The 18,647-nt window shown below is 45.6% G+C and carries 20 protein-coding genes; 10 read left to right on the forward strand and 10 right to left on the reverse strand.

Features of this window, described 5'->3' with window-relative positions; all coding sequences use genetic code 11:
* Positions 1-86: 86 nt before the first annotated feature.
* Genes gshA through luxS form a run of 3 tightly spaced genes read left to right on the forward strand, consistent with a single transcriptional unit; the run spans position 87 to position 2,859 of the window.
* Positions 87-1,655, forward strand: a complete 1,569-nt coding sequence (gene gshA / locus Q1A70_RS03130) for a glutamate--cysteine ligase (RefSeq protein ID WP_299686951.1) — start codon at positions 87-89, stop codon at positions 1,653-1,655.
* Between the two features lie 10 nt (positions 1,656-1,665).
* On the forward strand, positions 1,666-2,316 hold the full coding sequence (locus Q1A70_RS03135) for a hypothetical protein (RefSeq protein WP_299686949.1): 651 nt from the start codon (positions 1,666-1,668) through the stop codon (positions 2,314-2,316).
* A 24-nt stretch (positions 2,317-2,340) separates the two neighbouring features.
* Complete coding sequence (gene luxS, locus Q1A70_RS03140; RefSeq protein ID WP_299686947.1) at positions 2,341-2,859, forward strand: S-ribosylhomocysteine lyase; 519 nt, start codon at positions 2,341-2,343, stop codon at positions 2,857-2,859.
* Between the two features lie 157 nt (positions 2,860-3,016).
* On the opposite strand, the gene Q1A70_RS03145 is transcribed toward luxS, so the two are convergent.
* Both Q1A70_RS03145 and Q1A70_RS03150 read right to left on the reverse strand, forming a co-directional pair.
* Complete coding sequence (locus Q1A70_RS03145; protein WP_299686945.1) at positions 3,017-4,288, reverse strand: CNNM domain-containing protein; 1,272 nt, start codon at positions 4,286-4,288, stop codon at positions 3,017-3,019.
* A gap of 126 nt (positions 4,289-4,414) precedes the next feature.
* The gene (locus Q1A70_RS03150) at positions 4,415-5,209 is read right to left on the reverse strand and encodes an inner membrane protein YpjD (RefSeq protein ID WP_299686943.1); all 795 of its coding nucleotides are present in this window, start codon (positions 5,207-5,209) and stop codon (positions 4,415-4,417) included.
* A 200-nt stretch (positions 5,210-5,409) separates the two neighbouring features.
* On the opposite strand from Q1A70_RS03150, the gene ffh reads away from it, so the two are divergent.
* From ffh to rplS, 5 genes are all read left to right on the forward strand, one after another.
* Entirely contained in the window at positions 5,410-6,804 is a 1,395-nt protein-coding gene (gene ffh / locus Q1A70_RS03155) for a signal recognition particle protein (protein ID WP_299686941.1), read from the forward strand.
* A gap of 212 nt (positions 6,805-7,016) precedes the next feature.
* Entirely contained in the window at positions 7,017-7,265 is a 249-nt protein-coding gene (gene rpsP, locus Q1A70_RS03160) for a 30S ribosomal protein S16 (protein WP_004410028.1), read from the forward strand.
* Positions 7,266-7,289: 24 nt separating this feature from the next.
* The gene (gene rimM, locus Q1A70_RS03165) at positions 7,290-7,844 is read left to right on the forward strand and encodes a ribosome maturation factor RimM (RefSeq protein ID WP_017629425.1); all 555 of its coding nucleotides are present in this window, start codon (positions 7,290-7,292) and stop codon (positions 7,842-7,844) included.
* 27 nt (positions 7,845-7,871) lie between these two features.
* A complete protein-coding gene (gene trmD / locus Q1A70_RS03170) occupies positions 7,872-8,612 on the forward strand; it encodes a tRNA (guanosine(37)-N1)-methyltransferase TrmD (RefSeq protein WP_299686938.1) in 741 nt (246 codons plus the stop codon).
* Between the two features lie 59 nt (positions 8,613-8,671).
* Entirely contained in the window at positions 8,672-9,028 is a 357-nt protein-coding gene (gene rplS / locus Q1A70_RS03175) for a 50S ribosomal protein L19 (protein ID WP_299686936.1), read from the forward strand.
* 451 nt (positions 9,029-9,479) lie between these two features.
* Here the strand turns inward: rplS and yacG are convergent, their stop codons facing one another.
* The 8 genes from yacG to nadC form a co-directional block, all read right to left on the reverse strand.
* Entirely contained in the window at positions 9,480-9,677 is a 198-nt protein-coding gene (yacG, locus tag Q1A70_RS03180) for a DNA gyrase inhibitor YacG (protein ID WP_299686935.1), read from the reverse strand.
* An 80-nt stretch (positions 9,678-9,757) separates the two neighbouring features.
* Complete coding sequence (zapD, locus tag Q1A70_RS03185; RefSeq protein ID WP_299686933.1) at positions 9,758-10,498, reverse strand: cell division protein ZapD; 741 nt, start codon at positions 10,496-10,498, stop codon at positions 9,758-9,760.
* Positions 10,499-10,524: 26 nt separating this feature from the next.
* Positions 10,525-11,139: a dephospho-CoA kinase gene (gene coaE, locus Q1A70_RS03190; protein ID WP_299686931.1), complete on the reverse strand. Its 615-nt coding sequence runs from the start codon at positions 11,137-11,139 to the stop codon at positions 10,525-10,527.
* A 2-nt stretch (positions 11,140-11,141) separates the two neighbouring features.
* Positions 11,142-12,011, reverse strand: a complete 870-nt coding sequence (locus Q1A70_RS03195) for an A24 family peptidase (RefSeq protein ID WP_299686929.1) — start codon at positions 12,009-12,011, stop codon at positions 11,142-11,144.
* A gap of 66 nt (positions 12,012-12,077) precedes the next feature.
* A complete protein-coding gene (locus Q1A70_RS03200; protein ID WP_299686927.1) occupies positions 12,078-13,307 on the reverse strand; it encodes a type II secretion system F family protein in 1,230 nt (409 codons plus the stop codon).
* A 15-nt stretch (positions 13,308-13,322) separates the two neighbouring features.
* The gene (gene pilB / locus Q1A70_RS03205; RefSeq protein WP_299686925.1) at positions 13,323-15,011 is read right to left on the reverse strand and encodes a type IV-A pilus assembly ATPase PilB; all 1,689 of its coding nucleotides are present in this window, start codon (positions 15,009-15,011) and stop codon (positions 13,323-13,325) included.
* 1 nt (position 15,012) lies between these two features.
* Complete coding sequence (locus tag Q1A70_RS03210; protein WP_299686923.1) at positions 15,013-15,423, reverse strand: prepilin-type N-terminal cleavage/methylation domain-containing protein; 411 nt, start codon at positions 15,421-15,423, stop codon at positions 15,013-15,015.
* Positions 15,424-15,678: 255 nt separating this feature from the next.
* Positions 15,679-16,569, reverse strand: a complete 891-nt coding sequence (gene nadC, locus Q1A70_RS03215; RefSeq protein ID WP_004738163.1) for a carboxylating nicotinate-nucleotide diphosphorylase — start codon at positions 16,567-16,569, stop codon at positions 15,679-15,681.
* An 83-nt stretch (positions 16,570-16,652) separates the two neighbouring features.
* On the opposite strand from nadC, the gene ampD reads away from it, so the two are divergent.
* Together ampD and pdhR are read left to right on the forward strand one after the other, a co-directional pair.
* Positions 16,653-17,261: a 1,6-anhydro-N-acetylmuramyl-L-alanine amidase AmpD gene (gene ampD / locus Q1A70_RS03220; protein ID WP_299686920.1), complete on the forward strand. Its 609-nt coding sequence runs from the start codon at positions 16,653-16,655 to the stop codon at positions 17,259-17,261.
* Between the two features lie 565 nt (positions 17,262-17,826).
* The gene (pdhR, locus tag Q1A70_RS03225) at positions 17,827-18,588 is read left to right on the forward strand and encodes a pyruvate dehydrogenase complex transcriptional repressor PdhR (RefSeq protein WP_299686918.1); all 762 of its coding nucleotides are present in this window, start codon (positions 17,827-17,829) and stop codon (positions 18,586-18,588) included.
* The last annotated feature ends 59 nt before the right edge of the window (positions 18,589-18,647 follow it).

Here is an 18,647-nt window from a genome sequence, read left to right on the forward strand (position 1 = left end):
AAAGGGGGGAAGAGACTCTACTTTTCTCCTCCAACCGAATTTATGAAAGTTCTACTCAGAACAATATAAGATAAGTGAACTGAATTTTGACTGATTTTACTGCGCGACTAAAGCAAGTTGCAACCAACCCTAAGACCTTCTCTCAATTTGGTCGTGGTGTTGAAAGGGAAACGTTACGCTACACGGATGATGGGCATCTTGCTACAGGGCCGCACCCTAAAGCTCTGGGAGCGGCGTTGATGAATGAATGGGTAACGACCGATTTTTCTGAGTCGCTACTGGAATTTATCACGCCAGTTTCTAATGATGTTCCTACTCTTTTGAATCAGTTGTCTGATATTCATCACTTTACGCAAACTAAGTTAGAGGGAGAAAAACTGTGGCCGCTCTCTATGCCTTGTTATGTAGGCAGTGAAGATGATATTCCGCTAGCGCAATATGGTACCTCGAATAACGGTAAAATGAAGACGCTATATCGTGAAGGCCTCAAGCGTCGTTACGGTAGCTTGATGCAGATTATTTCGGGTGTTCACTTTAACTTCTCCTTCCCGGAAAGCTTTTGGGATAGCCTATTTGGTGAGCAAACAGAGGAAGCGCGTTGTGAAGCTAAGTCAGATGCTTACTTTGGTTTGATTCGCAATTACTACCGCTTTGGTTGGTTAATTCCCTACTTCTTCGGTGCGTCACCAGCGCTGTGCTCTTCTTTCATCAAAGGAAGAGAGACCAAGCAACCTTTTGAAAAGGTTGGTGAGACGCTTTTCCTACCCAACGCAACGGCGCTACGCCTGAGTGATCTTGGTTACACTAACAGTGCGCAAAGTGCGTTAAAAATTGGCTTTAATAGCCTAGAGCAATACCTTGAAGGTTTGAACCAAGCGATTCGCACACCATCACAAGAATTCGCTGAAATTGGCACTAAGGTTGAGGGTGAATACCGTCAGTTGAATAGTAATGTTCTGCAAATTGAGAACGAGCTTTACGCCCCTATCCGCCCTAAGCGTGTCGCGAAAAGTGGTGAGAAACCATCTGAAGCATTGGCTCGTGGCGGTGTTGAGTACATCGAGGTTCGCTCTCTAGACGTAAACCCATTCAGCTCAATTGGTATCACTGAACAGCAAGTTCGCTTCTTAGATCTATTCCTAACGTGGAGTGTGCTAACTGACTCTGCTGAGATGGATAACTGTGAGCTTGAATGCTGGCGTGATAACTGGAACAAGGTGATCTTAGAAGGTCGTCAGGTTGGTTTAGAGCTGAAAATTGGTTGTGACGGTGAGCGATTGTCTCTGCAAGATTGGGCTAAGCGCGTGTTCAAAGACCTACGCTCTATTGCCGAAATGATGGACGCAGAGCAAGGTGGTCGTGCATACCAAGAAACATGCGATACGCTTGAGGCTTGGATTGATAATCCAGAGTTAACGATTTCTGGCCAGTTGCTAGAAGAGACCAAAAAACTGGGTGGCTTAGGTAAAGTGGGTTGCGCGTTAGGTAAAACGTACGCTCAACAACACAAAGCACACCAATATAAAGTTTACTCAGCAGAGTTAATGGAAGCGGAAGTTCAGCGATCTGTAATGGCTCAGCAACAAGCTGAAGAAGCAAGCTCTCAAGATTTTGATGGCTTCTTAGCGGATTATTTTTCGTATTTAAAAGCATAGCGAGGCTTTGGTGGAAAGTAAGCAAGCCTTATTAGGTCAACCCACTCAGGTGGGGGGGAAATGGTTACCTGTGGTGACTGTAGGTGTTGTCTCTAGCCTGTTGGTTGGGTGTGCAACACCACCGCCTAAGCAGCAAGATAACTTGTGCAGCATCTTCAGGGAGCACCCATCGTGGTACGAAGATGCCTTGGATATGCAAGAGGAGTGGGGCACGCCGATTAATATCGCGATGGCTTTTGTCAAACAAGAGAGTAGCTTTCGTCATGATGCGCGCCCGCCCAAAAAATACATTCTGGGCTTTATTCCGTGGGGGCGAGTGAGCAGCGCCTACGGCTATGCGCAAGCACAGGACCCTGCTTGGCAAGACTTTCAAAAGGCGACCAAGCACGGTGGTTCAAGAACCAACTTTGATGATGCACTGATGTTTATTGGTTGGTATACCAGTGAGACACGTCGTCAGTTGGGTATTTCGCTATGGGACCCATATAACCAATACCTGGCTTATCATGAAGGCCGTGGTGGTTATAAGCGTAAGTCATACAACAGCAAGCCATCGTTGATTAAGGTGGCTCGCAAAGTCGAACAGCAAGCAAAAGATTATGGATGGCAGCTGAAACAGTGCCGCAAAGAACTAGAAGACAATCGAAGCTGGTTTTTCTAAAGCCAGCCGTCACGGAGAAGAGCAATGCCTTTATTAGATAGTTTCACTGTTGATCACACACGCATGAACGCACCTGCAGTTCGTGTTGCTAAAACAATGCAAACCCCAAAAGGGGATACCATCACTGTGTTTGACCTGCGTTTCACTGCGCCAAACAAAGACATCCTATCTGAGAAAGGTATCCATACTCTTGAGCATCTATACGCTGGTTTTATGCGTAATCAATTGAATTGTTCAGATGTAGAGATTATAGACATTTCACCTATGGGTTGTCGTACAGGTTTCTACATGAGCCTAATTGGTACACCAACAGAGCAGCAAGTGGCTGACGGTTGGTTGGCTGCGATGAAAGATGTACTGAAAGTTGAGAACCAGAATAAGATCCCAGAGCTGAACGAATATCAATGTGGTACAGCTGCAATGCACTCGTTAGACGAAGCGAAAGAGATCGCAAATGCCATCATCGCTGCCGGTATCTCAGTCAACAAGAACGATGAACTGGCATTGCCAGAGTCGATGCTGCAAGAGCTTAAAATCGACTAATTAATTTTGGTTTACCTTGAATAAGGTGAGTTAGATATTAAAAGGCCCGGTTCGATGAACCGGGCCTTTTTCGTCCACGTATTTTAGGACGAGATAAACGTATTTTACGAGGCAGTTGTCGCAGGTGAGCTTGTGATGACTTACTTCGAGCGACTTACTACCCATCAACGATCTGCGGAAACACACGTACTAGCTTGATACGGTTCTCTTCGAGCTCGACGATCTCCATCGGATGATGGGCGACCTGAACACTCAAGTGACTTTCCGGAATATCTTCAAGGTGTTCCAGTATTAAACCATTAAGGGTTCTCGGGCCATCCGTCGGCAGTGCCCACTGCAAGCCTTTGTTAATGTCTCGAATATTCGCGCTGCCTTCAATCAAGAAGCTGCCATCGCTCTGCGGTGTGATCTCATCAGAGAGGCTTGGGGCGATAGAGGTAGTAAACTCGCCCACGATCTCTTCTAGAATGTCTTCAAGGGTAACTAAGCCGTTGATATCGCCATATTCATCAACAATTAAACCGATACGCTCTTTATTGCGTTGAAATTTGAGTAGTTGGATGTTGAGTGGTGTCGCTTCTGGAATGAAGTAGATCTCATCAGCGGCACGCAATAGCGTTTCTTTATTGAACTCGTTCTTTTCTAGCATTAAGCGGTAAGCTTCTCTTAACCTAAGCATACCAACCACTTCATCGATCTGATCACGGTACAGCACGATACGGCCATGAGGCGAGTGAGTCAGTTGACGAACGATAGATTTCCAGTCGTCATTGATGTCGATGCCGGTGATTTCATTGCGAGGTACCATGATGTCATTCACGGTGACATGCTCTAAATCCAAAATAGAAACCAGCATATCTTGGTGGCGTTGGGGTATCAGGCTTCCGGCTTCATTCACCACTGTTCTAAGCTCTTCTGAACTTAAATGGTCAGTCGCATCGTGGTTGGCTTTTACACCTAACAAGCGAATGAAGCCGTTGGTAATGAAGTTCACCAAGATCACCAAGGGAGACAGTACCTTCATCAGTATCATCAATAAGATGCTGCTGGCGTAAGAGACGCGCTCAGGGAATAGAGATGCGATGGTTTTAGGGGTGACCTCAGCAAAGACTAAGACCACCAATGTCAGGGTTCCGGTCGCGATAGCGACCCCAATATCCCCGTAGATTCGCATACCAAGAATGGTCGCGATCGCAGAAGCAAGAATATTGACAAGGTTGTTGCCTATGAGGATGAGGCCTATCAATCTATCAGGGCGGCTTAGCAGCTTTTCTACCCGTTTAGCACCTTTGTGGCCAGTATTGGCTAAGTGCTTTAGGCGGTAGCGGTTCAAGGACATCATGCCCGTTTCAGAACCAGAGAAATAACCAGAAATTATAATGAGACACGCGAGTAGCGCAAATAAGATACCCGTAGATATGTCGTCCAAAACTATGCTTTTCCTATTTGTGTATCTTGACTAATTTATGACCGAACATGGTCGAGATGTCAATTGAATATATAGCACTCTATACTTTAAGGGCAGGGGTGTAAAACCTTGCCCTTAATTGACCGATTACTTGAGAATGATTTCCTGAACAAAGCGGCTACCAAAGTAGGCCAATGTCAGCATGCTAGCACCCGCAAGAGCGAACCAGGTTACCTTTTGTCCACGCCAACCTTTTTGGTAATGTCCCCATAAAAGAATGGAGTAGATAACCCAAGCGATAAAAGACAGCACCGCCTTGTGAGCTTTTCCTTGCGCAAACATATCTTGCACGAAGATAAGGCCTGTTAACAACGTGCCGGTTAATAAGCCGTTACCGATAAGAATGATTTTGAAAAGCTGTCTTTCTACCATCATTAAGGGAGGGAGATTCGGGTTTATCACTAGTGCTTTTTTCTTTTTAAGCTTGTGATCCAGCCATGCGAGTTGCAGAGCGTACAGCGCACCGATGGTCAGCGTCGCGTATGAGAATAGCGCAAGGGAGATATGAACCAGTAGCTTGGGATCATTCTCTAAATGTTTAATAAAGGTGCTCGGCAGAAACGTCGCTGCTATTAAGTTCAGCGCGGCAAAGCTATAAACGACTGGCAAGATAAACCACAAGCGAGTTTTGAGCATCGCGCTGCTCATCACTAGCGATATGATTAAACTGATTAATGAGGCCACGTTCAAGATACTGAGGTTTTGACCGTTGGCATTAAAAATCAAATCACCAAGCAACAAAGCATGGAAAGCTAAAGCAAGTAATGCGCTTATAAACACCGTTTTTACACGGATTCCTGTTTGGTGCACGAGACCTGGAATGATCGTGGAAATCGCCATTGTATAAAGAAAGGCTGCTGCGATCGCAATTAGACTGTCCATGGTATCCATTTTAATGATTACTAGTAGGCGAATTATACCTTGCATCGCCCTTTGGGGCTACGGTGAACCGCACTCAATTCCAAGTGAACAGCGTCTCATATCACAAGCGTGGATGATTAACGCGCTCCAACGGGTATGACTCTAATCCACGCTAATGTATACTGACAGTAATAGTCGCAGGATTGAGCGAAGAGAAAACTATGTTTGATAATCTAACGGATCGTCTATCCAAAACGCTGAAGAATATCAGCGGTAAAGGTCGCCTGACCGAAGACAATATTAAAGATACGCTGCGTGAAGTGCGTATGGCGCTACTTGAAGCCGACGTGGCACTACCCGTTGTCCGCGATTTTGTTAAGCGTGTAAAAGAAGGCGCTGTCGGTGTTGAGGTCTCTAAATCTCTCACACCGGGTCAAGAGTTCATTAAACTTGTTCAAGCTGAGCTTGAGGCGGTAATGGGTGAGTCTAACGAGGCTCTTAACCTAGCCGCGCAGCCGCCAGCCGTGATCTTAATGGCAGGTCTACAGGGGGCGGGTAAAACTACATCGGTAGGTAAGCTATCTAAGCTTCTTACTGAGCGTGACAAGAAGAAAGTTTTGGTTGTGTCTGCCGACGTTTACCGTCCAGCGGCGATCAAACAGCTTGAAACGTTAGCAAGCGATGTTGGTGTCGACTTCTTCCCATCTTCAGCGGATCAAAAGCCTCTTGATATCGCAAACGCTGCTATCGACCACGCGAAGAAGAAATTCTACGACGTGCTATTAGTCGATACTGCCGGTCGTTTGGCTATCGATGAAGAGATGATGGGCGAGATCACCGAGCTTCATACTGCCATTAAACCGGTAGAGACCCTGTTTGTTGTTGATGCAATGACAGGTCAAGATGCCGCGAACACGGCAAAAGCTTTTGGTGATGCGCTGCCACTAACCGGTGTTATTTTGACCAAAGTGGATGGTGATGCGCGTGGTGGTGCTGCACTGTCTGTTCGTCATATAACAGGCAAACCGATTAAATTCTTAGGGGTTGGTGAAAAGACTGACGCACTAGAACCGTTCCACCCAGATCGTGTTGCTTCTCGTATTTTAGGCATGGGCGACGTACTGTCTCTTATTGAAGACCTGCAGAAAAACGTCGATACCGAAAAAGCAGAGAAGCTAGCGAAGAAGTTCAAAGAGAAGAAAGGCTTTGACCTTGAAGACTTCCGTGAACAGCTTGGTCAGATGCAAAACATGGGCGGCATGATGGGCATGATGGATAAGCTGCCAGGCATGTCTCAATTGCCAGACAACGTTAAAGATAAAGTCGATGACAAGATGTTTAAGCAGATGGAAGCAATCATCAACTCTATGACCATGAAAGAGCGCCAGCGCCCTGAGCTGATCAAAGGCTCACGCAAAAAGCGTATTGCTGCTGGTTCTGGTACTCAAGTACAAGATGTAAACCGTATGTTAAAACAGTTCACTCAAATGCAGAAGATGATGAAGAAAATGCAAAAGGGTGGAATGAAAGGCATGATGCGCAACATGCAAGGCATGATGGGCGGCGGTGGCGGTATGGGCGGAATGGGTGGTGGTTTTAACCCGTTCGGTCGATAACCGACAAATGTAAGCTTTAGCTGCGTTACTTTTCATAGTGTTAGACGTGTCACAAAAAGTGTACGCCAACTATGTTGGTGAAAAAGTAGCTAAAGCTCTTGCATTGAACCGGAATAAGAGTAAAATTCCGGGGCTTTAATTTGGCACGAGACCCCAAGCTATTTACTTATACTTGGGGTTAATTATTTTATTAAGAAAGCAAAGAGGACGACATGGTAACCATTCGTTTGGCACGTCACGGTGCAAAGAAGCGCCCATTTTATCAAATCGTAGTTGCGGATAGCCGTAACGCTGCAACTGGCCGTTTCATCGAGAAAGTAGGTTTCTTTAACCCTACAGCTCAAGGTCAAGAAGAAGGTCTACGTCTAGACCTAGATCGCGTTAACCACTGGGTTGGTCAAGGCGCATCTCTATCTGATCGTGTAGCTAAGCTAGTTAAAGACGCTCAAAAAGCGGCTTAATTCTTTTTTAAAGAGAAATAGCTTATGTCGATGAAGGGTAAAGAAACGATGAGCAAGCAAGACGAAAAAATTGTTATGGGCAAGTTTGGTGCTACCTATGGCATTCGTGGCTGGCTTAAAGTTTTTTCCTACACAGACAATGCTGAAAGCATATTTGATTACTCCCCTTGGTATGTTAACCAAAAGGGGAAGTGGGTTGAATTCAAAGTAGAAAGCTGGAAGCGCCATAACAAAGGGATGGTGTGTAAGCTGGAAGGTTTTGAGATCCGCGAGGACGCTCATGTACTGACCAACTTTGAAATTGCAGTAGACCCTGCTTCATTACCTGAATTGTCAGAAGAGGAATTCTACTGGCGTGAATTGTTTGGTATGCAAGTCGTAACCACTAAAGGTTACGATCTAGGTGTCGTTACTGACATGCTAGAAACTGGCTCAAACGATGTTCTAGTAATCAAAGCAAATCTTAAGGATGCTTTCGGGCAAAAGGAACGGTTAGTACCGTACCTTGAAGAGCAAGTGATCAAGAAAGTTGATCGCGAAGCTCAACGGATCGAAGTTGACTGGGATCCTGGATTCTAACTTTAAAATCATAGAGCGAGAGAACACATGTGGGTTGGCGTAATTAGCCTATTTCCTGAAATGTTCCGTTCAGTTACTGATTTTGGAGTAACGGGTCAAGCGGTAAAGAAAGGTCTTTTATCTATTGAGACATGGAATCCTCGCGATTTCACTCATGATAAACATCGCACTGTTGATGACCGACCTTACGGTGGTGGTCCTGGCATGTTAATGATGGTTCAGCCTTTGCGCGACGCTATCCAAACAGCCAAGCAAGCATCACCGGGAAAGACGAAAGTTATCTACCTTTCACCCCAAGGTCGTAAACTCGACCAGCAAGGTGTTGAAGAGTTGGCAACAAACGAGAATTTACTTCTTATTTGTGGCCGCTATGAAGGGGTAGATGAGCGCATCATTCAATCTGAAGTCGACGAAGAATGGTCGATTGGTGATTTTGTGATGACGGGTGGCGAGCTGCCAGCCATGACGTTGATTGATTCCGTCTCTCGGTTTGTGCCGGGTGTACTGGGAGATTTCGCATCAGCAGAAGAAGATTCTTTTGCCAATGGCTTGCTAGATTGCCCTCATTATACGCGCCCTGAGGTGCTAGACGACAAAGAAGTGCCCTCGGTACTCAAGTCTGGTAACCATAAGGACATTCGTCGCTGGCGATTGAAACAATCGTTAGGCCGTACTTGGCTAAGAAGACCAGAGCTCCTGGAAAACCTAGCTCTGACTGACGAACAGGAACAATTACTGGCTGAATTCATTAAAGAGCAACGCTCTTAACGAAAAGCAAGCAGTAACCTATTAAATTTAGTATCAGTTTATTCTAGGAATTTACACAAATGAGCAACATCATTAAGGCTCTTGAAGAAGAGCAACTAAAATCAGACCTTCCTAAATTCGCACCAGGTGACACTGTTGTAGTTCAGGTTAAGGTAAAAGAAGGTGACCGTGAGCGTCTACAGGCTTTCGAAGGCGTAGTAATCGCTATTCGTAACCGTGGTCTTCACTCTGCATTCACAGTTCGTAAGATCTCGAACGGTGAAGGTGTAGAGCGTGCGTTCCAAACTCACTCTCCAATGGTTGATAGCATCGAAGTTAAACGCCGTGGTGCAGTACGTCGTGCCAAGTTGTACTACCTACGTGAGCGTTCTGGTAAGTCAGCTCGTATTAAAGAGAAGCTTACTAAGAAGAAGTAATTCTTTTTGCATTCTATCGATAAAAGCGGAGCCATTTGGCTCCGCTTTTTTGTGTCTGCTATTTGGAGTTTTTAAAGCCAGAGATCCCCAACTCGCTCGTTCCTCACTATTGGGAATCCGGGTAGGTTTCAGTTACCGAGTTAGTACATGACACTAAAGGAGCTGATAATGGGATAACTTTGGCCGTTATTTTCGATAGCGACGAAGGAGCGTAGTCAGAAATCTAGTCTTGCGAGACGATTTAGAACAAGCTGCGTATAACCGTCATTCCCTAGACTGACGAAGGAAGGAGTAGGGAATCTCTTTCAGTAAACACCAAACTATCGCAATAAAAAAAGAATTGACGCAAAACGCCAACCCTTCAATCATTTTTACGAATCTCGAATCTCGAATCTCGAATCTCGAATCTCGAATCTCGAATCTCGAATCTCGAATCTCGAATCTCGAATCTTTAGTACTGGTCTTCTGACCAACCGTCACTGTCAGACATGTCTGGTGCGCCAGCGATACTGTTCTCTTCGTCTGCCCACTCGCCAAAATCAATCATCTGACATTGCTTACTGCAAAACGGGCGATATGGACTTTGTTCGCCCCATTCAACGTCAGCATTACATTGAGGGCATTTTACGATGGTGATTTTTTTCGACATAGTGGTTCTTAATTTGAAGAATAATAAGAGTGAGTTTAGGCTCGAGTGAGGACTCAAGCCAAACAATAAATGGAAATTAATCAGCTGCAGATAGCCAATTCAAATTCGATGTCTTGAGTGCAGGCTTGTCCGGTCTCAAAGCTCATGAACTTAACCGCAAAACGGTTTTTATGCCCCGAGATCATCGGGTAGGCACCGTATTGCATTGGAATCGATAGGCGAAGGATATTGGCTTCATCAGCATCACTCTGGAAAAAGCCAGCACGCGCAACTTGTTCTTTAAAGTGCCCTGTCTCTCTGGTGAGCCTTAACCATAGTGTCAGTGCTTCATAGAGAGGTTGTAGGCTGTCCATCCACGTTTTCGCGTCTCGGATTCTTTTATCGAGCGGAAGACGTAGCCAATAATGCAGTGCAGGTAAGTCAAAGCAGCATGAGCCGCCGGGCAAATTAAAGCGTTGGCGAATCGCGCTGAGGAATCGATCTTCCTTAAGTGATTGACCAAAACGCTCCGCTTGCATCAACTCTCGATAGATGTGGCCAATATCGTTGAGCAATGACGTTAACATCTCTTGATCAACACCCTCAACGTTTAGCCAGCTTTTATAGGCGACCCGTTGCTTCTCAATGTCTTTTGCGAGCTCACTCTTGAGTTGGATCTGTTCAAAAATTTCAATCAGATCAAAGATCGAGCGGAAAAAGAGTTGGTACTGTTGAGCATCGGAAAAGGTCGAAGATAGGTGCAGCTGCCTCAAGAGTGATTCAACCCTTAAGTAGATCCGTGTCTTCTCGTTTAGTGGATGTTCAAATTTGTGGGTGATCATTAAGCAAGCCTTTATTCAACATAGTCCTATTCTGACCTATCTACGGCACTGATTGCCAGATACTTTTGATGGAGATCTGTGATTTGAGGCAAAAGTTCTTGGTTTTTTGTATGGTTTTCGATCACATCATCGGCAACGGCTAAGCGCTGCTCTCTTGAGGCCTGTGATTTTAAAATGGCGGTGACTTGTTCTTTTGAAACATGGTCACGGCTCATCGTTCGCTCTATTTGCACATCGGTAGGCACATCAACAATTAATACGCGATCCGCCATACCTTGCATTTGATTTTCAATCAACAGCGGTGCGACGAGTAAACCATACGGGGAGGTGATTTTAGACAGGTCGCGGTCAATTTTGTCACGGATCATGGGATGAAGAAGATCATTCAGCCACTGTTTCTGTTTAGGATCTGAGAAGATTAATTCACGCAACCGACTTCGGTTTAGCGTGCCATCTTCCAGTAAGATCGTTTCACCAAAATGCGCGCTAATCTGATGTAGCCCCTCACTGCCGACTGCCACGACTTCACGTGCCACGATATCAGCATCAACAATATCAATATTAAAATGTTCATTGAACAGGTTAGCAACCGTGGTTTTGCCACTGGCAATGCCACCGCTGAGCCCAATAATGATAGCCATGATTAATTCCCCAATACTGAAGTGAAATACCAGCCCATGATGTCGTTGCCCCACATCAGGCTCACCCAACCTGCAATGGCAAGGTAGGGGCCAAACGGAAAGGCCTTATCTATGCCTTGCTGTTTTAAACGCAGTTGGATCAAGCCAAATACCAAACCAACCAGCGACGATAGCAGGATGATCATCGGCAGGTGCTGCCAACCGAGCCATGCACCAAGAGCAGCCAACAGTTTGAAGTCGCCATAGCCCATGCCTTCTTTGCCGGTCAGGAGTTTGAACAGCCAGTACACAGACCACAGTGCCAGGTAGCCAGCCATTGCGCCGACCACAGAGTCTTGCAGAGATACTGGGCTGATATTAAACAGGGCCAAAGCAATACCAGACCACACTAATGGCAAGGTGATTTGATCCGGCAGCAGCATGGTATCGAGGTCGATAAAGGTTAAGGTGATCAATGCGAAGGTGAAAAAAATCAGTGCAATGGAGTAATCACTGAAACCAAAATGGCTTGCCACTAGGGTGCAAAGTATCGCGGTAAGCAGCTCAACCAAAGGGTAGCGAATGCTGATCGGGTTAGCACAGCTATGGCACTTACCCTTTAACAACAGCCAGCTTAAGAGCGGAATGTTGTCGACTATCCTCAATTGGCTTTTGCATTTCGGGCAGGTTGAGCGTGGCACACTGAGATTAAATTTACCTTCAGGTGCTGGGATTTTATATTGAGAGAAATACTCCGCGCACTCTTGTTGCCACTCGCGTTCCATGATGATCGGTAGACGATGTATGACCACGTTGAGGAAGCTGCCGATAAGAAGGCTAAAAATGAAAGCTAATACGGGGAATAGCCAAGGATAGTAGTGAAATACTTCCATAGTGTCCTTTACCACTTAATCAATATGAGTAGAGGTGATTACTCATCGCTGTTTAATTACTGTTGGCTATCCTAACACACTCATAAGATTAAAGATCGGTAAGTACATCGCAACAACCAACCCACCGACTACGGTCCCCAAGAATACGATGATCAATGGCTCTAATATTTTTCCCAAGTTGTCGACGGTATTATCAACCTCAAATTCGTAAATCGAGGCGACTCTGTTGAGCATGTCGTCAAGGTTGCCTGACTCTTCGCCAATCATCACCATCTGCAATACCATTTCTGGGAAGGCATTGGTATTGCGCATCGCGATATACATCGGCATTCCTGCTGCGGTCTCACGGTGAACCTCGATGATCGCCGATTCATAATGCAGATTACCCGCAGTATTAGCGGTGGTTTTCAGACCCATCAAAATCGGAATACCAGAGCTAAAGCTGGTGGATAGGGTTCGGCTGAATTTAGCGATAGAGGCCTTTGACAGTACGCCTCCTAGCACCGGAAATCGCAGCGCCAAGCGGCTGACTGACAGGCGGATCGAATAAGAATGTTGGCATAATTGATGAATAAAAAGCGCGATTAATCCGATGCCCACGCTCGTATAAAAGCTGTAAGCCTGCATCCAATCGGAAAGGTGGAGTACTTGCTGAGTAAACCAAGGCAGATCCGCGGCAAAGCCTGAAAACATTGACTCAAACTCAGGAATGACCATGGTCAGCATTAGGTATGAGACGAGCAGTGCGACGCTGACCACCATTGCCGGGTAAATCAGCGCTTTCACCACTTTGGCTTTTAGCTGTTCACTCTTTTCTCTATAGGTGGCTAAGCGTTCAAAGACTTGCGCGAGGTTGCCGGACAACTCGCCAGTCGCCACTAAGTCAGTATAAAGCTCATCAAAGTGGCGGCTTGCGGTTCGCATCGCTTTTGATATTGGCGTTCCTGCTTCGACCCCTTTGCAGATATGCGACAAGATAGATTTCATTTCGGCTTTACGGTGGTTATCGGAGACCAGTTTTATCGCCTGTACGATCGGCACCCCTGAACCTAGCATAGTGGCAAGTTGGCGAGTTAATACGGTGATGTCTTTGGCTTTGACTCGATGAGTCATGCGGGTCAGGGTTGAGATGCTTCTCTTTTTGATTTTCTTGATCTGAATATGCTGTTCTTTGAGTTTTTCACGCACTTCCAACTCGGTGAGCGCTAAGCTTTGCCCTGCGACCTTTTTGCCTGAGCTATTAATGCCTTTCCAATGATAGCTTTTTAGTTGGGACTGCTTGGACTTACTGCTCATTGGTGCTCCATTGAATTATATGTACAGAACACGCTGCAGCTCTTGATAGCTGGTGGTGCCTTCGACCAGTTTGTCTAAACCAGACTCTTGCAGTGTTCGCATCCCTTCGCGACGGGCGAGATTTTCAATGGCCAGCGCGTCCGGTTTACTCATTAAGCTGCTTTTAAGTTGTTCAGTAAACGGCATCACTTCGTAGATACCGACTCGCCCTGAATAGCCACGAGTACACTCATTACATCCTTGTGGATGAGCTTTATAGATGGTATGGCTGTTGGGAATAGAGTGACGCAGAAAGATCTCTGGTGAGTCATCAACAACCTTACAATGGTTACACAGTCGCCTTGCCAGTCGTTGGGCAATAATCAAACTCAATGATGACGCAAGGTTGAAGGGTTCAATGCCCATATGAGCGAGTCGAGTCACGGTTTCTGCGGCGGAGTTGGTGTGCAGCGTTGAAAGCACTAAGTGTCCGGTTTGCGAGGCTTTGATTGCGATCTCTGCAGTTTCCAAGTCGCGGATCTCACCCACCATCACCACATCGGGATCTTGTCGTAAAAACGATCGCAGCGCTTCAGCGAACCCAAAACCGATCTTAGGTGTCACTTGTACCTGATTTATACCACACAGGTTAATCTCGACGGGGTCTTCGGCTGTAGAGATGTTACGTTCAGTGGTATTCAGTACTCGAAGTCCAGTATAAAGAGAAACGGTTTTTCCGCTTCCAGTCGGCCCGGTCATTAAGATCATTCCTTGCGGGCGTTTCAAGGCATTAAGGTAGAGGGCTTTTTGATCTTCACTGTAGCCAAGCTTGTCGATATCGAGATTGGCAGCGCTACTATCAAGCAGTCGCAGTACTATCTTCTCGCCCCATAAGGTCGGCAGTGTTGATACACGCATATCTATCGCGAGATCGTCGTTCAAGCGTAACTTAATGCGCCCATCTTGCGGCAAGCGCCGTTCGGCAATATCAAGTTTGGCGAGAATCTTTAAGCGAGCAGATAAACGACGACTTAAGTGGGAGGCAGGTTGCTGTATTTCAACAAGAATACCATCACAACGCAGTCGCACACGGTAGTGTTCTTCATAAGGTTCGAAGTGGATATCGGAAGCACCTTTACGTACCGCATCGACCAGTATCTGGTTGATAAAACGGCTAACCGGGGAGTCGTCTTGGCTGAGGTCTTCAATTGAAGTCATTTCATCGTCTGAGACTTCAACTAGGTTGGCGAGTTCGTCTTGGGTGATCTCTTTACGCTTAGAGTCTTGCCCTGAAATAGAGCGGCCATACAACTTTCGTATTGCACCTTCTAATTCAGAATAGTTAGCGACAACGAGTTCTATCTGCAACCCAGTGGCGAATCGGAAATCATCTTCCGCTTGTAAATCCGTCGGATCAGCAGAAGCGAGGGTGAGAATCGAGCTAGAGACTAAAACTGGGATTGCGTGATACTTGGTGATCAGCTCGCGAAGACCCAATTGGTTGCATAAGGCTTCGTAGTCAGTATTGGCGAGCAGCACCGATGGCAGACCGAAGATAGCCTGAATGTTATGTGCGAGACTCTCGCTAGTGAAGCAATCAAGAACGAGTAAAGCTTCGGGTGTAGATACACCTGAAGCATGTACATGTTCTGCCACGGCTTGTTCCTGAGTCAGGCTAAGTAAATCAGCCTGACGTAGAACGGTTGGGAGGTTGGTTAGTCCCAAGTTAGTTACAGCCTTCTATTGAAGGGATTGAGCTTGAGGCTGACAGCAAACATGACCAACCAGTATCCGGATCTCTTGTCATAGTCATGCTATCACCATCAAGGCTACCTTCTACAAATGAAAACGATATAGTTGTTCCTGAAGCTGAGATTGTCCCTAATGTGTTTGACCCTGATGAAACACCTAATGCACTGACACCGCCACTAATACTACCGTCTTCTTGGATTAATAATTCAGCTGGTGTAATTAGTGCTTTTAATGTCGCTAATGCAGAGGATGCTTGGCTTTTTGACACATAGTCTTTATATGCTGGAACGGCTATCGCAGATAATGCTCCAATGATCGCCACCACGATCATTAATTCAATTAAGGTGAAACCTTTCTGATTTGTTCTTCTGTTCTTGTTATTCATTGTCTAATTCCATTGTTTAGTTTATTTCAGTGCAGACACTGGTTGATTGAGAGAATAGAAGTCGAGATGAGGAAGTGGAATGGTGTTCAGGTATGGTCGCGAGTGGTTTTGTATTTATTAGTGTTGTGTTTCATATCGTGTGCAAATTTATGCGATCAACTTAAATAACTGTTTGAAATACCGACAATTAAGGCAATAAAAAAGGCACTGTCATTAACAGTGCCTTTAGCGATAAATTGTTTGTTATTCAGTATATTACGCTTTGAATCTCATTGATAGATCCATTGCTTTTAGGTGCTTAGTTAATGCACCGACAGAGATGTAATCCACACCCGTTTCAGCAAATTCTGCAATCGTATCTAGCGTCACGTTGCCAGAGTTCTCTAGTGCAGCGCGACCCGCGTTAATTTTAACGGCTTCACGCATCATGTCTGTGGTGAAGTTGTCTAGCATGATGATGTCTGCACCCGCGTTGATTGCTTGCTCTAGCTCTTCTAGGCTCTCTGTTTCTACTTCAACAGGTTTTCCTGGGTTAAGCTCTTTTGCCGTAGAGATAGCTTTCTCAATACCACCACAAGCAATGATGTGGTTCTCTTTGATTAGGTAGGCATCGAAAACGCCGATGCGGTGGTTGAAACCACCACCACAAGCGACTGCGTATTTTAGTGCGCTGCGCAGGCCGGGAATGGTTTTACGGGTATCTAACAGGCGGCATTCGGTGTGCTTGATCTTATCGGCATAGATTGCGGTGGCTGTCGCACAGCCAGATAGCGTTTGAATGAAGTTCATTGCGTTACGCTCACCGGTTAGTAGTGCGCGTGCTGGGCCAGTTAGCGTGCAAAGCGTTTGGTTGGGTTCAACCTTATCGCCATCTTCTACATTCCACTCAATTGTTACTTCACCGCCCAATTGCTTAAACACTTCATCAGCCCAAGCTTTACCACAGAAAACACCGTGTTCACGAGTAATAATGGTTGCGCTGTTTATTGCGTCTGCTGGGATTAGACTTGCTGTGATATCAGCCGCTGGATCTAACGTGCCACCTAGATCTTCTTTGATAGTCTCGGCTACTGCACGAGTGATCTCGAGAGGCAGTTGCTCTTTTAAGTAGTCAAGGCGTTGGTGGCTGTTATGTGTGTTTTTCATCGCAAATCTAATCTTGAAAGGGAGTGGGAATGGAATGATACTCTTGGTTAACCGCAAATTAAAGAGGCTAGCGCGACTGCTCTATGGGCAAGGTCACATCTTATTATGCTAGCAGAAAAGAAAGTGAGACCAAGATGACGATCAGCTGCAACGGATGGTACGACAACGCTCGGCATGTTCCTTCCCCGTATTTTGATGTAAGGCCTAGTGTTGATGATATCTCTCTATTGGTGGTTCACAATATTAGCTTACCGCCAGGGCAATTTGGTGGACCTTATATCGAGCAGTTTTTTACGGGTAAGCTAAACCCGTCGGAACACCCATTTTTTCAGGTGATTCACCAAATGGGCGTATCGGCACACTGCCTGATTCGTCGTGATGGTGAGGTTGTGCAGTTTGTCTCGTTTCTTGACCGAGCTTGGCATGCGGGTCAGTCGAGCTTTGCAGGGCGTGAGGGATGCAATGACTATTCGATTGGTATTGAGTTAGAGGGGAGTGACTTTGTGGCTTATACCGAACAGCAGTATCAAGCGCTAGGTCAATTAACCGCCACCTTGCGAGCTAACTATTGTCAAATAACCCTCGAACGCATCACTGGCCATCAATACATTGCACCGCTGCGTAAAACCGATCCGGGCTTAGTGTTCGATTGGCACAAATTCAAACAAACAGTCACTAGGGTCAATGCTTAAGTGCCAAGTGCCAAGGGGTCAATGCAATACCTCAACCGCCAATTGTCACAACCAGTGAGCAACGACCAACAGCTAACTGAAATAGCGGACATGGCTTGATTTATAGTCGGGTATTTATGTCATCAACGCTGAGCTAAATGACGTGTCTCAACACTTGTAATAGCGTGTTGTTGCGATGTAAATAAAATGGTTAAAGTTAGCGTATCAATAAGTCGAATCCATCATTGAGCTTTAAATCTGTATAACGTTAAAATTTATGAACAGATTTTTTATTCTAAATGTGCGCTTGGTTGGATTTTTACCAAGCCAAGGCCCATTTTTTTGAAACAAATGATGTTTATCCTGACACTTTCTAGCATGACCCCTCCCCAAAAGTATTACCTCTGTAAATGGTAATACCAAATTGGTTGCTGTTTTAAACTCCACTTGTTAATTATTGGTTAACTTGCACTGCGTTCTATGATGTAGGTCAATTTTATACTGGACAGTCGCGTTTTGATTATGTTAATTTCTGCGCAACATAAAATTGGTATTACCAATTGTCAGCGAAGAAGAACAACGAATTATGGCTTATCAAAGGATTCGTCAGCCCAAGCTCTCCGATGTTATCGAGCAAGAGTTAGAAAGGTTGATAGTGGAAGGAACACTGGCTCCAGGGCAGCAATTGCCACCAGAGCGTGAACTGGCAAAACAGTTCGATGTGTCTCGTCCTTCAATCCGAGAAGCAATACAGCGCTTAGAGGCAAAAAAACTACTCACTCGTCGTCAGGGTGGCGGTACATTTGTCAGCGAAAATATCTGGAAAAGCTTTTCAGATCCATTACTTAATTTGTTGTCGTCCCATTCTGAAACCCAACTCGACTTGTTGGAGTCGCGTCATGCGATGGAAGGGATCTCGGCTTACTTCGCGGCATTGCGTGGTACCGATCAAGACTTTGCTCGAATTCAAGCATGCCAAGAAACCATTCATAGCGCACAAGATGACGGCGATATTGAAGCCGAATCGGCAGCGGTGATGGCGTTTCTTATTGCTTTAACAGAGGCAGCGCACAATGTGGTGTTATTGCACATTGTTCGTAGCTTGGCTCCTTTACTCGAGCAAAATGTCTTAGAGAATTTAAAGCTGTTGCATCGTCGTCAAGACGTTGTGGAGAAAGTGAGTATACATCGAGCTAACATTGTGGATGCGATCGTTTCTGGTCAGCCTGAGAAGGCGCGTGAAATGTCACACTCTCATTTAGCTTATATCGAAGAAACATTGCTGGATTTGACCAAAGAAGAGTCACGTCGCGAACGTTCTCTGCGTCGAATCCAACAGGGTAACTAGCCGTAATACTTCGGCTAGTTACGTGTTTAGTAGAATACAACTAACAAAAAGGATAGACC

Origin of the sequence: uncultured Vibrio sp. (genome assembly GCF_947488985.1) — a bacterium.
Taxonomy (GTDB): domain Bacteria; phylum Pseudomonadota; class Gammaproteobacteria; order Enterobacterales; family Vibrionaceae; genus Vibrio.